We start from the raw sequence: 14,767 nt of genomic DNA on the forward strand, positions 1-14,767 counted from the left end.
GTTCGCCGCAGCTGGTGCACGGGCGGTCCGGGAGGTGGCGGAGAGTCTGATCGGCCCTCCTCAGCGCCAGGTGTGGTCTCGGCCGGGGCGCTGCTACATCGAGGTGTCCGGTGTCCACGGCCCGGATGGTGGGCAGGTGTCCCGTCGTATCGAGCGGGCCGTCGAGGGACACTCGGGGGTGCTGTGGGCGCGCGTGAACGCGCCGATGGAGCGGGTGGTCGTCGAGCTGGGTTCGCCTGCCCCGCCGGTGAGGGAGCTGGTGGCCCTCGTGGAGGGAGCGGAAGGGGACCACGTCGCCGAGGAGGAAGCCTTCGACGCGTGGGTCCCGGAGCCGGACCACCCCTCCGAGGGCCCTCCCTTCTCCTCCTTGCCGGCTCTGGCCGCGGACACGCTCGGCCTGGCCATCGCCACCGTCCGCCGGCTCGCACCCTGGATCGGCCTGCCCGCCGAAGTCGCCGCGATCATCGACGCCCTCCGTGCGCACCCGCGCCTACGGCATCTGGTCGAGGACGTCAGCGGTGAAGCGGAGGCGGAGTCCCTGCTGTCCGTGGCCGGCGCCCTGATCCAGGGCGTGGCGACCGGCGGCGGCGGGATCGGCCTGGACGTGCTGCTGCGTGCAGCGGCCTGGCGCGAGGCGAGCGCCGAGCGCGAGGCCTGGAGCGAAGCGGAGTCACGACTCGTCCGTGGGCCTCGGGAGGCGGCCGCCGAGGCCGTGGAGACCGAGCGGGCCGGCCCACTGCCGCAGGACGCGGCAGACCATTTCGCCGAGCAGTCCATGGCGGCAGGGATCGGCGTGGCGTTGGCCGCGCTGCCCTTCGCGGGCGTGCGACGGGCGGTCGCCGTCGCCGTCGCCGCGGTGCCCAAGGCCCCGACGGCCGGTCGCGAAGGCTTCGCCGCGAGCCTGGGCCGGCACCTGGCCCAGCGCGGCGTGGTCACGATGGACCGCACCGTGCTGCGGCGCCTCGGCCGAGTGGACACGATCCTCCTGGAGGAGGACGCCCTTCGCGGCAACCGCTACGAGCCGATCGACTTCGCCGTCCTGAACGACGCCGACACGGCGGAGGCGGCCGACCGCCTCTTCGCCCTGTACGACCCCGAGGATCCACTCGCCGCCCGGCACGACGGCGACTGGATCCTCGGGCTTCTGAACGAGTTGGAGCTCGACGAGGAACCCGGCCACGACGCGGCCGAGAGGGTTCGCCGCCGCGGTGCCGAGAAGGTCCTCGGCCTGGCCCGCGGAGGCAGCCTCCAGGCCGTGGCCGGCCTGGCCGCCCAGTCCGCCCCGGGCGCGGAGGCCGTCGCCGCGGCGGCCCGGCGGGCAGGAGCCCGCATCGTCGTGGCCACGACCCGCGAGGACGCCCGTATCGCGTACGCCGATGACGTCGTACCGGCCGGCCGGCATCTGACCGCGTCGCTGCGCGGCCTCCAGGCCGAAGGTGCCGTCGTCCTGCTCCTGTCCGACAACCGCCGCGCCCTGGCCGAGGCCGACTGCGCGATCGGCATCCACACCAACGGGGTGGACACCCCGTGGGGCGCGCACCTCCTGATCGGTCCGGAGCTCGAGGCGGCCGCCGTCGTCGTCGATGCCGTCGCGATCGCCGCCGATGTGGACCGTGACAGCCGTCTCCTCTCCGCCGGCGGCAGCGGCGTCGGTGCCGTCGCGGCCCTGCAGTCGCCGGCATGGCGGGCGACCGCGCGCGTCCTGGCGATCGGCAACACGGCAGGGTTCCTGGCATTCTGCCTGGGCGCCTGGCGAGCCCGGCAGCTGCTGGCCCGCCCGGTGGACCCGCCGGTCGCCGCCACCCCGTGGCACCTGATGCCCGCAGACCGGGTCCTCCAACGGCTGGGCAGCCGGCCGGCCGGACTGTCGACCCAGGAGGCCGCCGCCCGGGCGGGCGGAGCACGCACGGGGGCACCCGCTCCGCTGACCCTCGCGCACGCCTTCATCGAGGAACTCGCCAACCCGCTCACGCCCATCCTCGCGGTCGGCGGCGCCCTGGCCGCAGCCGTGGGCTCCCGTACGGACGCGGCCCTGGTGGCCGCGATCACCAGCGTGTCCGCCCTCGTCGGCGGCTTCCAGCGGGTACGAACGGACAGGGCCCTCGCCGAGCTCTTCGCCCGGTCCGCGATCGGCGCCCGGGTGCGCAGGGCCGGCCACGAGCGGCTGGTGGCCGCCGGGGAACTGGTCCCCGGTGACATCGTCGTCCTCGGGCCCGAGGACGTCGCCCCCGCCGACTGCCGGCTGCTGGAGGCGGACGGGCTGGAGGTCGACGAGTCCTCCCTCACCGGCGAGTCCCTCGCTGTGGCCAAGGACCCGGCCCCCGTCATCGCCGCCGCTCTCCAGGGCCGCACCTCGATGCTGTACGAGGGCACGAGCGTGTCGGCCGGACGCGGCGTCGCCGTCGTCGTCGCCACGGGGCCGGCCACCGAAGCGGGCCGCAGCCTCGCCACCGCCCGCCAGTCCGCGCCGAGAACCGGCGTGGAGTCCCGCCTGTCCTCCCTCACCCGCGCCAGCATCCCCATCGCCCTGGGCTCCGCCGTCGCCGTGACCCTCTCCGGCCTGCTGCACGGCCGGCCCCTGACGGAGAACCTTGCCTCCGCCGTCAACCTGGCCGTCGCTTCCGTCCCCGAAGGCCTGCCCTTCCTGGTGAACGCCGCACAGCTGGCGGCCGCCCGCCGCCTCGCTGACGTGGGCGCTCTGGTCCGCAACCCGAGGACCATCGAGGCCCTCGGACGTGCGGACGTCCTCTGCTTCGACAAGACCGGCACGCTGACCGAAGGCACCCTGCGTCTGGCCGAGGTCCACGACGGCGAAACGACCGCGCCTCTCGAACGGCTCCGCACCCGGCACAAGGAAGTCCTCGCCGCCGCCCTGCGCGCCACCCCGGCCGCCCGGCAGGCCGAACCGATGGCCCACCGGACCGACCGGGCCGTCCTGGACGGCGCTCAGCGGGCCCGCGTCGTCCCACGCACAGGGGCTGCCCGCTGGCAGCGCACCGATACCCTGCCCTTCGAACCCGCTCGTGCCTACCACGCCACAGCGGGACGCACCGCCAGGGGCGCCCTCCTCAGCGTCAAGGGCGCGCCCGAGAACGTCATCGCCCGCTGCACCCACCGCCGCTCCGCCGGCAGCAACAGCACAGCGCTGGACGAGGGCTCCCGTACTGCGCTGATGGCCGCGGCAGAGGAGCTCGCGGCCGCCGGACGCCGCGTGCTGGCGGTCGCCGAACGCCGCATGCGCGACGACGAGGAGCTCACCGACGACACCGTGCAGGGCCTGGTCATGCTCGGCTTCATCACCCTCTCGGACCCGCTGCGCTCCAGCGCGGCGTCCGCCACCGCCCGCCTGCGGGCCGCCGGCGTGCAGACCGTCATGCTCACCGGCGACCATCCCGCCACCGCCGACGCCATCGCATCGGCCCTCGACGAAGCAACCGACAGCACGGGGGAGGACAACGGTGACGGCCCCACCATTCGCACCGGCCCCGAACTCGACGAGCTGGACGACGACGCCCTGGACGAACTCCTGCCCACCGTCGACGTCATCGCCCGCTGCAGCCCCGCCCACAAGGTCCGCATCGTCCAGGCGTACCAGCGCATCGGACGCGTCGTGGCGATGACGGGCGACGGCGCCAACGACGCGCCCGCCATCCGGCTCGCGGACATCGGCATCGCACTCGGCCGCCGCGGCACCCCCGCCGCGACCGCCGCCGCCGACCTCGTCGTCACCGACGACCGGCTCGAGACCATCGTCTCCGCCCTCACCGAAGGCCGCGCCATGTGGGCCTCAGTCCGCGCCGCCCTCGCGATCCTCATCGGCGGCAACCTCGGCGAGGTCACCTTCAGCGTCCTGGCCTCCGCCGTCACCGGCACCACCCCCCTCAACGCCCGGCAGATCATGCTGGTCAACCTGCTGACCGACCTCGCCCCGTCCCTGGCCATCGCCATGCGCGAACCCACCGAAACGGCCGGCGAACGCCTCCTCGAAGAAGGCCCGCACACCTCCCTGAGCACGGCCCTCACCCACGAAATGCTGCACCGCGGCACGGTGACCGCCACCGGAGCCGGCCTGGCCTGGACGGCCGCACGCCTCACCGGCACGGCCACCCGCGCCGGCACCATCGCCCTGGCCGCCGTCGTCGGCACCCAACTCGCCCAGACCCTCACCACCGGCGGCCCGGACCGCAGCGTCCTCATCGCCGGCCTGGGCTCGGCCGCGGTACTCGCCGCGATCATCCAGACCCCCGGGGTCAGCCATTTCTTCGGCTGCGTGCCATTGGGCCCGTTCGCCTGGGGCATCGCCCTCGGCTCCATCGCCGTCGCCCTCGCCCTCGGCCACCTGTGGACACAGCTGCCCGGCCGTGCGGGCTCCACCGAACCATCGCCGACGACCTTGGTCGAAAATGACCTCAGCGGGCAGCCGTGAACGGGGGCACTTCCACGGCACGGCGTACGGCTTCTGCGCCGGACGAGCCCGACCCGCCGGCCACGTCCTGATCCACGTGGCCCGGTGCCCCGGCCACAAAGCTCTGGTTACCGGAGAGCAGCGCCGCGAACGCTCGAACGGGGAAGACAGGGGTGAATGCCATAAAGGCGAAGGAGGCCCCATGTGCGCTCCGCAGGCGGATGAACCGCCTTCACGCGGCGTGCTCCCGTACGACCCGCAGGACGTGGGCCGGCGGCAGGCCGAAACAGGCATGCGCGCGCAGATCGCGGACCTCGTCGCGGAAGCCGATACACAGCTCCGGGGCGGGTTGTGGGAGTTGGACGCGGGAGATGCTGCGCTGGCCCGCAAGGCCGCCGCCAGCCTTGCGGAAGCGGTCGGCCCGGCCGCCGAGCAGCAGACGCTGCTGGTCATCAAGCGCCTGGAACACCTGCGTGAGGCCCTCGCCGTCCTCGCCGTCACCCTCGCCCGCACCCACGGCCCCCTGGCCTGGTTCCTCGCCCGCGCCATCACCGCGCTCTCCCCCGTCCTCACCTGGCGCGCCCTGCCCGCCGCCGGCCAACGGCAGAGCTTCGGCACCACCGTCCCCACCCCCAGCGAGCTCCAAGACGCCGAGGAAGCCGTCCGTCACCTGCACACCACGCTCGCCCACACCGGTGAAGGGCGCTAGTCCGCCGGTTTCGGCCGACAGCCCGGCGACAAGCCTCTGGTGGCGCCATGCAGGGCAGCGCAACGCGGGGGGCCCCAGCCGGCACCCGGCTACCGTCGAAAGCAGCCGCTTGGTCGTCCCCCAGGACCTGAACGCCTCGCGGACCGCTGCCCGGGCCCGCCCGGCGACGACAGCGCTCTCGCTGTCCGCGTCACGAGCCGCTCGTCGCGCTGCGCGTACGTGCAGCCGGGCGGGGCAGGCGCAGGGCACAGGCATACCGCGAAACGTGTCGAGAGGGTGAAGCATCATGACGACCGCACGCGAGATCATGACTCCGGACGCCACATGTGTCGGCGCTCAGGAGACGGTTCTGGAGGCAGCGAAGAAGATGGCCGCGCACGGGGTGGGTGCCCTGCCGATCTGCGGTGAGGACAACAAGCTGAAGGGCATGCTCACCGATCGGGACATCGTGGTGAAGGTCCTCGGTGCGGGAATGGACCCCGGCCAGACCAAGGCCGGGAACCTGGCACAAGGCGAAGCCGTCACCATCGGAGCCGACGACGAGGCGGAAGAGATCTTGCGGACCATGACCGAGCACAAGGTCCGCCGCTTGCCGGTCATCGACGGACACACCCTGGTGGGAATCGTCTCTCAGGCCGATGTCGCTCGTTCCTTGCCCCACCCGCAAGTCGGCGACCTCCTGGAGGCCCTTTCTTCCTGACCCTCTGCAGCCGGTTGAACCTGTCCGAGGCACGGTGCCCATCGCCGGTCAGCGATGCGGCCCCGGTCGGTCCCGATGAATCGTCGCCGGTCCCGTCAGGCGTCGAAGGCGACGTCGTCCACCTCGCAGATGTGCGCGGACATGTTGCGGCTCATCATCCGCAGGGCCGCCTCGGCCAGGTCGGCATCGATATGGGCGACCGCGTCGGCCACCACGACGACACCGAAGTGCCGGATGTGGGCATCCAGCGCCGAATACAGCACACACTGCTCGGTCACCTGTCCACACAGGACCAGGCGCTCGGTCTCGAGCTGGCCCAGCAGGTAGGCCAATGGGGTTTCGAAGAAGATCGAGTGCCGCGCCTTGACCACGAAGAGCGAGTTCTCGTCGGGGGCGACCGGCTCCACCAGGTCCTTGTGACGGCCCGCGAGAGCGGCCCGCAGGATCTCCCCGTGGTGGGAGCGCCATTCCCCGAAGTTGTCGTTCACGTAGACGACCGGCGACTCGCTGGCTCGGGCGTGCTTCAACAGCGCCGTGATCCCGGGGAGCGCCTCGCGGACGGACGGGACCAAGACCTCGGCGTCCTCGTGCTCGTACGTGTTGAGCATGTCGATCACGATGAGCGCGGTACGGGGCATGGGAGCCGCCTCTCGCTCGGTATCCGCCCCTTTCCGTTCCCTTCCAGTCTCTGCCATCCGGGGTGGTGCGCGACGCGAGTTTGGAATCGCAGGCAGCGTGCAGGAGCGACCGGCACATTGACGAGGACGGACGGCGGTCGTCGCCGCCCTGCCTCAGGTCCCGCGTCAGGCGGAAACGGGGCGGATTCACGGGTCCGCCCCCGTGGACCGGGGCGAGCCGGGTTCGAAGATGCACCTCTGTGCGGCGCGAACGCGCTGCACTACGAACGCCACCCCCCGTAGCTACCTCGCCTCCCTCGGTTGGCAGCTGCCATCTGCTGCTACTGGTGAGGTCGCCAGCCGCGCCGCCGAACACGGTGCACCCCGCGCCGCCCATCCCTCTCGCACCCGTCCGTCCAGCCAGGGCATGGCTTGTCCGGAACGAGGGCAGGCGCCCGGTATGGCCAAGTCCGAGACGGCTCCTGATCGCATCGACGACCCCTGGGGCCCTCGAACCCCCTACGGCCCCGGCGAGCCCTGGCCCGTACGCGTCGACTCGTACCTCCCAGCGGGCTCCGACGATGACGGCGCCGTGCGTGTCGACCGGTGGGTTCCAACAGCCTCGAACCTCCACTCCAACGGCGACGCCATGGAGCTGGCGGTCCGGGACGGTCGGAGGGGGACCTCGCAGAGGTTGTCACGCGGCGCGGCGTGGTACGGGCCCGGGTGCGGATCACCGGGATCCGTGAGGGCGTCCTCTTCCTGCCGTTCCACTACGGCTACTGGGACGCCCCGGACGGCGACGGCCATCACCGGGCGGCCAACGAACTCACACCTACCACCTGGGACCCGGCCTCCAAGCAGCCGCTGTTCAAGAGCGGCGCCGCCCGCCTCACCCTGTCCGCCCACCGCCCACCTCCGGCCCCGGCCCCGGCCCCGGCCCCCACGGTCGCCGCCTCGGCGCCGGTACGCACCACGGCCGCGCCAGGCGATGGCAGCCCGCGAAGGGCCCAGCCAAGATCCCGGCCCCCTCCACGCCAGGCACCACCGCGTGACCGTGCTCCCGAACCGGCGCGGCCAGGCCTCGCGAGCGCATCTGACAAGGCGGTCGTGACCCAGGGAGGTGAGGCGCATACGGGCTGTCCCCCTGGCAACACATGCATGCGGCGCCCTGCGCAGGGCAGGAGCCTGGCAGCCAGGAGGTGCGCCATGGCCACCAAGGAGCACAGGGGCTCCTGATCGCACCACCGGGCGCGGCACGCTACGTGGTTCGTATAGCGGGGAAATGGGTGTTCACCCTTGGCCCTGCGCCGACGCCGACGCCCTGAGCGCGGCCGGGTCGGCACGTCGGAGGGCGGACGCGGAATGCGGTCGGCATCAAAAGATCGAGGAGTGGAAGGAGAAGGCCATGCCCCGTGGGTCCTCCCCGAAGCGGGAACGCCAGTACGAGCACATCAAGGAGTCCGGCGGGACCGCGGGGAATCCGAGAAGCGGGCCAAGGAGATCGCGGCCCGCACCGTGAACAAGGAACGAGCCCGCTCAGGCGAGTCGAAGACGGCGAGCCGGTCCTCCACCCAGGACACGTCCTCGTCCAAGCGCGGCGGACAGCGGTCGCACAGCGGCTCCGAAGGCCCGACGAAGGAACAGCTGTACAACGAGGCAAAGAAGCGGAACATCAAGGGCCGCTCTGATATGGACAAGGCCGAACTCAAGCGAGCACTGGGCCACTGACCATTGCGGGCACCCCGAGGCATTCACACCGGGGCAGTCCCGTACGGGCCGCACCTGAGCATCGGTGAGTTGCCTACGCGTCACGACCAATGTCCTATCGGGTGCCACCTTCATGGTGTGGGTGCGGGCGGGCCGACGGTCCGCGGCCGGTGGCCCGATGGGGTTGCCCGCTTCGCTCCCACTCCACCCCAACCCACCCGGTCCGGCTTCACTGTTGGAGGATGCGGGTCCGCGGGTGCGGTGACGGTCTTCCGTAGGCCTCCCGCAGCCGGCCCGAAGTGCAGACGAGCGGCTGCGGACCGGCTGATTCCGCCCCGCACCCACATCATCAGGCGACGACAGAGCCGCTCAACGACTCACGAACCGCCCTCTCATGTCGTCCTTGCCGGCCAGCACCTCGTGGTTCTGCCCGAGTCGTCGAGGACGTCGCAAGCAAGCCCCCGTGCTGCGCCGATCACCCCCGGCGCAGCTTCTTCGGTCCTCCTTCGGGGTCGATACCGGTGAAGGCGGAGTCATCCTTGCCGCCACTGGGACGCTGCGAGCGTCCACGAGGGCCCAGGTCATGGTGCCCCTTCTGGCCGCTCCCCTTGGCCAGATCCTCCCCGCTGCGCGTGGTGCTCTTCACCGGCGTTCCCTCGTCGGCCTTCCCGGGAGCCGCTGCGTGCTTGGGCGCCTTGCGTGTGGTGCCCGTGTGCTTCTCCGGCGGGTCGAAGGAACGGCGCGCGCTGGGGTTTTCCTCCGTGTGCGTCGAGTCGACGTCGACCGACCAGCCGTGCTGCTCGGTGCCTTCATGCCGACCGGGTCCCTCACCATGCGGTACGTGCGACTTCGGTCTGGTGGCCATCAGAGCCTCCTCCTGGTTGGGGCCTTCCTGGCCGTGGCGCCTGCCCCCTTCGGGGCCATCCAACCCCCCATCCCGTGCGCTCCCGCCCGGCCCCGGCGAGTGGTGCCGGGACGCTGGAGCAGGGGTGACCGCGATCGGTGGCCGGCGTGCTGTCACCGTCTGCGCGCCCCGGCGAGTCCGAGCCGTGCAGGAGAAGGGAGGAAGCCCGGAACGCAGCCGTGCCCACAGCCGTGCCCCGGGCCGGTCCCCGGGGTGGGCCGGCATGAACGGCACGGAGCAGTGGAAACCTGGCGAGATCGCGCCTCAGAGAGGCATCTACGCTTGTGACTGCGGCGAAGAACACCTGCGGAGCAAGAGCACCGACGTGCGCGGGCACCGGTTCCCGCCCCTGCCCTACGACTGTTCGGGTGCGGCGTGGACCTTGCGCACCCAGGCTCACCCCGACATGGAGTGAGACTGCCGCGCGGCTGCGGACCAGCGATCCGCATGCAGCGGGGTGGCACCGGGTCGCCACGGTCGGGGCTTCCGCTACCTGGACACGGGCGACCGCCCGCTGCCGGCGCCGAACCGAGAACGGATGGGGAACACACCCGCCGTGTGCAGGGCGTCCTCCATCCACCCCTGCGTCGTCGAGCCGTACGTGGACGGGCAGACCGTTGCCCCCGCCCTCGGCGCACTGGGAAGGGACGCCGTCCTCGGTCAGCCGGCCACTCAAGGCGTCGTCGAGGGCGCCGTCCTGGACCTCCTCCGATCGGGCCACGCCTGACCGCCCGGACGCGGTCGGCCCCTCGCGGTTCACGGGCACGCCGGTGGCATACCCGGACTGGTGGTGGGGGGCGCGGCCGCCGGAGAAACTGGACGGGCGTGCAAGGGCAGACGCCCGACATGGAGATTGTGCAATCCGACGTGATTCCACCCGGGACGGTGTCGAAAGGCTCCATCGCGCCACCACTGCCACCGTCAGCCCCCGGCGGCCGCCGCGATGAACGCCGGGGGCGGGCGAGGCGGCTCCCCTCCGTCCTGACCCGGTTCGCTCATGGACCGGTGACGCCGGCCCTGATCGGCATTCGCGCCGAGGTCAGGCGGCGGGCGGGAACCTGTCCCAGGCCCGGTGCTCGGCCAGAGCAGCGGTGACGGCCTCGACGGCCGCCGCACCCTCCGCTCCCAGCGCGACGCCGGGTTCGCCCGCCCCGATGCCGACGGCTTCGAGGAGCTGAGGGGCACCGTTCCAGCCACCGAGGGCCTTCCCGTGGCGGTAGGCCTCGGTCAGCAGCAGCACGACGCGGGGATCGGCTCCGTGAGGCCCGGGCGCGCCCGCCTTCGCGTCGCGGGCGCCGTGGGCATCGGCGCCCGGCTCGGGTGCGCCAGCGAGGAGAAGGGCGTCGAATTCCACGGAACGGGCGGTGGCAAAGGTGCGCTGAACAGTGATGGGGTCCCCGTCGGAGTCGAGGGTCCCGCCGGTCGGGGCGATGACGAGCGGCACCATGCCTGCGTCGAGGACAGCCTGCCGCGCGCTCCGGACGCCTTCGAGGTCGGCCGCGTCGTCGGCAATGATGCCGACCGTACGCCCGTCCACCGGCCAGGTCTGACCCACCTGCGAGAGGGCAGGGCTCGGTTCGACCGCGTCGAGGGGGACGGCGGGAGCCGGCGCTGGCAGGCCCAGGCCTTCGGCCACCCTTTCGCACAGCTGGGCATCGATGTTCGCCAGGACTCCCAACATGCGTTCCTTGACCGCCTGCTCGTAGCACTTGTTCAGTTCGAACGTGTAGGCGGCGATGATGTGCTCGCGCTCCGGCGGGCTCATGCTGAGCCAGAAGAGCCAGGGCTGGCTGAAGTGGTCCGAGAAGGAAGCGGGCGCCTCACGGACCTTGCTCGCCCCGGGAACCTTCACGGGTGCCTCGATGAAGGCGCTGGTGTCGGCGCCCGCGAGGAAGGGGCAGCCGCCGTCCAGGCTGTTGGGCCGGTAGGGAGCCACGCCGCTGTGTACGGCGGTCTGGTGCATGCCGTCGCGCAGCATGTCGTTCACGGGGGCGTGCGGCCGGTTGATCGGGATCTGGGCGAAGTTGGGGCCGCCCAGCCGGCTGATCTGCGTGTCCAGGTAGGAGAAGAGACGGCCGGCGAGCAGCGGGTCGTCGGTGACGTCGATACCGGGGACGAGGTGGCCGGGGTGGAAGGCCACCTGTTCGGTCTCGGCGAAGAAGTTCTTCGTGTTGGCGTTGAGCGTCATCAGCCCGATCGGCTGAACCGGCGCGAGCTCCTCGGGGACGATCTTCGTGGGATCAAGGAGGTCGATGCCTTCGAACATCTGGTCCTGCGTGTCGGGAAAGACCTGGATGCCCAGCTCCCATTGGGGGAAGGCGCCGGATTCGATGGCGTCGAAGAGGTCCCGGCGATGGAAGTCGGGATCCATCCCGTTGATCAGCTGGGCCTCCTCCCACACCAGGGAGTGCACGCCCAGCTTCGGCTTCCAGTGGAACTTCACCAAAGCGGTGTCACCGGCGGCATTGACCAGGCGGAACGTGTGGACGCCGAAGCCCTCCATCATCCGGTAGGAGCGGGGGATCCCGCGGTCGGACATGTTCCACAGCGTGTGGTGCGTGGCCTCCGTGTGGAGGGACACGAAATCCCAGAACGTGTCGTGCGCGCTCTGGGCCTGGGGGATCTCCCGATCGGGGTGCGGCTTGCCGGCATGGATGACGTCGGGGAACTTGATCGCGTCCTGGATGAAGAACACGGGGATGTTGTTCCCGACCAGGTCGAAAGTGCCTTCGTCGGTGTAGAACTTCGTCGCGAAACCCCTCGTGTCGCGCACGGTGTCGGCCGAGCCACGCGAGCCGAGGACGGTGGAGAACCGGACGAAGACGGGCGTCTCCACATCCTTCGCGAGGAAGGCGGCCCGTGTCACTTCTCCGGCCGCGCCGTAGCCCTGGAAGACTCCGTGGGCGGCCGCCCCACGGGCATGGACCACGCGCTCCGGGATCCGCTCGTGGTCGAAGTGCGTGATCTTCTCGCGCAGGTGGTGGTCCTGGAGCAGGACCGGTCCCCGCGGCCCCGCTTTCAGGGAGCGGTCGCTTTCGTACAGCCGTGTTCCCTGGGCGTTGGTCAGGTACGCGCCGCTCTGCGCGACCCGCGCCTGCTCTGCCCCGGTCGCCTGACCGGTGGGGCTCACGGTTTCCGGCCCTTCCTGGTCAGCCTTGGGCGGAAGGGGCTCCGCGGGCTGCGTCGGCTCGGTCACGGGCGGGGACACCGGGCCCGGCTTGCCCGGCAGGTCGCCCTCGCCCGGCTCCGAGGCCGCAGAAGCGTGCTTCGTGGTCATCTCTTCTCCCAAAGACGGTCTGCTGGACGGTTCAGCCATGACCGGGAAGCATCCGCTCTGAAACGGAGTGCAGGCGTTTCTCACCCGCCTCCGCCCTCGTGGTCTGCCGGCCGGCTTCCCGGCCCCATCGGGGCCGTTGAGAACGGGCGCTGGCATCGAAGCGCTGGAGCGAACGGCCGCTGCCGGTTGGTTCAGAAGACCGGCTGCCCGCAAACGGCGGCGGCAATCCCCGTGAAGTGGCCTGCGTCCCCCGCGTGTCACGACGGGCCGAGGCTCTGAGCACTGCCTCGTCCACTCGAGTGACAACCGCGTCGCACGGCGCCGAGGTCGGTCAGGGTAGAGGGGTACCGCCGGTGGCGTTCATGATCTCTCCGGTGATGTAGCCGGCCTGGGCGGAGGCGAGGAAGACGTAGGCGGGTGCCATCTCGGCCGGCTGGGCCGGCCGGCCGAGGGGCGACTGTTTGCCGAACTCGGTGGTGTCGGGCATCGTCGCCGGGATGAGCGGCGTCCACACCGGGCCCGGTGCCACGGCGTTCACCCGGATGCCACGGTCGGCGAGCATCTGGGCGAGCCCCTGGGTGAAGTTGGCGATCGCGCCCTTGGTCATGGCGTAGTCCAGCAGGTGCGGGCTGGGCTTGTACGCCTGTACCGATGCCGTGTTGATGATGCAGGCCCCCGCGTCCATGTGGGGAAGGGCCATTTTCGTCAGCCAGAACATGCCGTACAGGTTGGTGCGGACCACACGGTCGAACTGTTCGGTGGTGATGGCCTCGATGCCGTCGGGCTGGGACATCTGGTAGGCGGCATTGTTGACCAGGACGTCGATCCCGCCGAGTTCGGCCACGGTGCGGTCGATCAGGTTCCGGCACTGGTCCTCGTCGCGGATGTCGCAGGCGACCGCGAGGGCCCGCCGGCCCGCGTCCCGTACCAGACGCGTCGTCGCCCGGGCGTCCTGCTCCTCTTCCGGCAGGTGGGTGAAGGCGACGTCGGCGCCCTCGCGGGCGAAGGCCAGGGCCACGGCGCGGCCGATCCCGGAGTCCCCGCCGGTGATCAGTACCCGGCGGCCCTCCAGCTGGCCGGTGCCGCGGTAGGACTCCTCGCCGTGGTCGGGCGGGGGATCCATGGGGCCGGTCCAGCCCGGTGGGGCCTGTTCCTGCTCAGGGAAGTCGGGCTGCGGGTACTGGCTGGTGGGGTCGGGGAACTGGGCACTGCTCATCGTGTGGGCTCTTTCGTCGGCGTGGCTGCTCGGCCAGTCCCCGGGGACCGGCAAGTAGTGTGCTCGGTCAGCCCGGTCGCGTGGCCGAGCGGCGAGACGAGGGCGCTGGACGGCAGGGGTGCGGAGGTCGCGCACAGCCTTGGCGAGGGCTGCCGCGCCCAGGGGCCCGGACAGTCGCGCACCGTCACGAGCAGCCGCGAAATGACGTCAAGCGGCGGCCCCCGACGCCGGGCACGTCGGGGGCCGAGGAAGCAGCCGGGTCAAGGCTTCTGGCGTCGGCCGCGCAGGGAGTCATCGATGCCGCGGGCCCGCTCCTCGGCCTCGCCCGCGGTCTCTCGCAGCTTGCCCTTGGCCTGGTCCATCTTGCCTTCGGCTTCCAACCGTTCGCTGCCGGTCACCTTGCCGGCGGCTTCCTTCGCCTTGCCCTTGGCCTGCTCCATCTTGCCCTTGGCCTTCTCAGCCATGAGAGTCTCCTTCTCGGAAAGCACGCTGATGCACATAAACTAGGCGAGATCAGGATGTTTCGCTCGTCGAGGCGGGGACCCGGGTCAACGGAGCGGCCCGGCCACGGACGCGGCAGTGCGTCGCGCATGAGCGTCCGCTCCGCCGATCACTGCCGACCTGGGGGCGGTGGATCGTCCACGGGCCACAGGCCGAGCATGTCCAGCAGGTACTTCAGGTCCGCTCCGTCAACGGCTCGGGACGCCCCCGCGCGGCGGGCTGCCGCCCGGTCCGCGTGCCCTTCCCGGGCCAGCAACGCCGACTCATCACCACCGGACGGATCCTTCACCCCTCCGATGCGATCACGGACGCCCTGCCCACGCAGCCTGTCTGGCGGAGGCCGTCTTTGAGCGCCCCGGCCAGGACGCCGTCGGCGTCGGCGTCGGCTGCATCGGCCTTGATCTGCAACTCGCCCAGGAACCGTTGCCAGGTGCCGTCCGCCGACCAGCGGCGATGCCGCTCGTAGACGGTCTGCCAGTAGGAGACCCAGCTCATCAACCTGTTCGCCGAATCCCGAAAGGACTGGCCTCCGCTCAACGGAGCCCCTGCGGTTCGAGCGGCTCTGGCTCCAGGTTCAGTACGAGGAGGGGAGAGCAGCAAAGCACGCATCTTGTCAGTCATACGCTGCCGCCGAACTTGATGCGCACGGGGTTTGCCCCTGCTGTGGCGGAAGCGGCCCGAAGTCGGAAGTCAGCCGACCGCCGCAGCCGCCCCCGGACCGACCTGCG

Annotated in this window: 11 protein-coding genes and 1 pseudogene; 6 read left to right on the plus strand and 6 right to left on the minus strand. The window is 71.4% G+C overall.

From position 1 onward, the window contains the following. The first annotated feature begins 136 nt into the window (after window positions 1–136). From ACFVGY_RS18585 to ACFVGY_RS18595, 3 genes are all read left to right on the plus strand, one after another. Window positions 137–4,426, plus strand: a complete 4,290-nt coding sequence (locus ACFVGY_RS18585; protein WP_385678255.1) for an HAD-IC family P-type ATPase — start codon at window positions 137–139, stop codon at window positions 4,424–4,426. Window positions 4,427–4,607: 181 nt separating this feature from the next. Next, complete coding sequence (locus ACFVGY_RS18590; RefSeq protein ID WP_385678258.1) at window positions 4,608–5,114, plus strand: hypothetical protein; 507 nt, start codon at window positions 4,608–4,610, stop codon at window positions 5,112–5,114. A 286-nt stretch (window positions 5,115–5,400) separates the two neighbouring features. Further along, on the plus strand, window positions 5,401–5,814 hold the full coding sequence (locus ACFVGY_RS18595; RefSeq protein ID WP_385678261.1) for a CBS domain-containing protein: 414 nt from the start codon (window positions 5,401–5,403) through the stop codon (window positions 5,812–5,814). Between the two features lie 95 nt (window positions 5,815–5,909). Here ACFVGY_RS18595 and ACFVGY_RS18600 read toward each other — a convergent pair whose 3' ends face one another. Then, window positions 5,910–6,452: an isochorismatase family cysteine hydrolase gene (locus ACFVGY_RS18600; protein WP_385678265.1), complete on the minus strand. Its 543-nt coding sequence runs from the start codon at window positions 6,450–6,452 to the stop codon at window positions 5,910–5,912. Between the two features lie 705 nt (window positions 6,453–7,157). Between ACFVGY_RS18600 and ACFVGY_RS18605 the strand changes: the two genes are divergently transcribed. Both ACFVGY_RS18605 and ACFVGY_RS18610 read left to right on the plus strand, forming a co-directional pair. Next, entirely contained in the window at window positions 7,158–7,670 is a 513-nt protein-coding gene (locus ACFVGY_RS18605; protein ID WP_385678472.1) for a molybdopterin dinucleotide binding domain-containing protein, read from the plus strand. A gap of 169 nt (window positions 7,671–7,839) precedes the next feature. Next, a pseudogene (locus ACFVGY_RS18610) lies at window positions 7,840–8,162 on the plus strand (plasmid stabilization protein). 454 nt (window positions 8,163–8,616) lie between these two features. On the opposite strand, the gene ACFVGY_RS18615 reads toward ACFVGY_RS18610, so the two are convergent. Continuing rightward, window positions 8,617–9,006, minus strand: a complete 390-nt coding sequence (locus ACFVGY_RS18615; protein ID WP_385678268.1) for a hypothetical protein — start codon at window positions 9,004–9,006, stop codon at window positions 8,617–8,619. 577 nt (window positions 9,007–9,583) lie between these two features. Here ACFVGY_RS18615 and ACFVGY_RS18620 point away from each other — a divergent pair. Next, window positions 9,584–9,772, plus strand: coding sequence for a hypothetical protein (locus tag ACFVGY_RS18620; protein WP_385678270.1), 189 nt, complete (start codon window positions 9,584–9,586; stop codon window positions 9,770–9,772). A gap of 312 nt (window positions 9,773–10,084) precedes the next feature. On the opposite strand, the gene ACFVGY_RS18625 is transcribed toward ACFVGY_RS18620, so the two are convergent. From ACFVGY_RS18625 to ACFVGY_RS18640, 4 genes are all read right to left on the minus strand, one after another. Next, entirely contained in the window at window positions 10,085–12,322 is a 2,238-nt protein-coding gene (locus ACFVGY_RS18625; RefSeq protein WP_385678273.1) for a catalase, read from the minus strand. Between the two features lie 331 nt (window positions 12,323–12,653). Beyond that, the gene (locus ACFVGY_RS18630; protein ID WP_385678276.1) at window positions 12,654–13,538 is read right to left on the minus strand and encodes an SDR family oxidoreductase; all 885 of its coding nucleotides are present in this window, start codon (window positions 13,536–13,538) and stop codon (window positions 12,654–12,656) included. Window positions 13,539–13,798: 260 nt separating this feature from the next. Next, on the minus strand, window positions 13,799–14,002 hold the full coding sequence (locus ACFVGY_RS18635; RefSeq protein ID WP_385678279.1) for a CsbD family protein: 204 nt from the start codon (window positions 14,000–14,002) through the stop codon (window positions 13,799–13,801). A gap of 322 nt (window positions 14,003–14,324) precedes the next feature. Beyond that, window positions 14,325–14,534, minus strand: coding sequence for a hypothetical protein (locus ACFVGY_RS18640; RefSeq protein ID WP_385678481.1), 210 nt, complete (start codon window positions 14,532–14,534; stop codon window positions 14,325–14,327). Window positions 14,535–14,767 lie beyond the last annotated feature (233 nt).

Source organism: Streptomyces sp. NPDC127106 (assembly GCF_042677605.1).
Classification (GTDB): domain Bacteria; phylum Actinomycetota; class Actinomycetes; order Streptomycetales; family Streptomycetaceae; genus Streptomyces.

What these genes read in the sequence shown, in the direction of transcription:
- ACFVGY_RS18590 (WP_385678258.1), top strand. Translation starts at nt 4,608, where the DNA reads ATGTGCGCTCCGCAGGCGGATGAACCGCCTTCACGCGGCGTGCTCCCG.
- ACFVGY_RS18595 (WP_385678261.1), top strand. Translation starts at nt 5,401, where the DNA reads ATGACGACCGCACGCGAGATCATGACTCCGGACGCCACATGTGTCGGC.
- ACFVGY_RS18600 (WP_385678265.1), bottom strand. Translation starts at nt 6,452, where the DNA reads ATGCCCCGTACCGCGCTCATCGTGATCGACATGCTCAACACGTACGAG.
- ACFVGY_RS18615 (WP_385678268.1), bottom strand. Translation starts at nt 9,006, where the DNA reads ATGGCCACCAGACCGAAGTCGCACGTACCGCATGGTGAGGGACCCGGT.
- ACFVGY_RS18620 (WP_385678270.1), top strand. Translation starts at nt 9,584, where the DNA reads ATGGGGAACACACCCGCCGTGTGCAGGGCGTCCTCCATCCACCCCTGC.
- ACFVGY_RS18625 (WP_385678273.1), bottom strand. Translation starts at nt 12,322, where the DNA reads ATGACCACGAAGCACGCTTCTGCGGCCTCGGAGCCGGGCGAGGGCGAC.
- ACFVGY_RS18630 (WP_385678276.1), bottom strand. Translation starts at nt 13,538, where the DNA reads ATGAGCAGTGCCCAGTTCCCCGACCCCACCAGCCAGTACCCGCAGCCC.
- ACFVGY_RS18635 (WP_385678279.1), bottom strand. Translation starts at nt 14,002, where the DNA reads ATGGCTGAGAAGGCCAAGGGCAAGATGGAGCAGGCCAAGGGCAAGGCG.
- ACFVGY_RS18640 (WP_385678481.1), bottom strand. Translation starts at nt 14,534, where the DNA reads ATGAGCTGGGTCTCCTACTGGCAGACCGTCTACGAGCGGCATCGCCGC.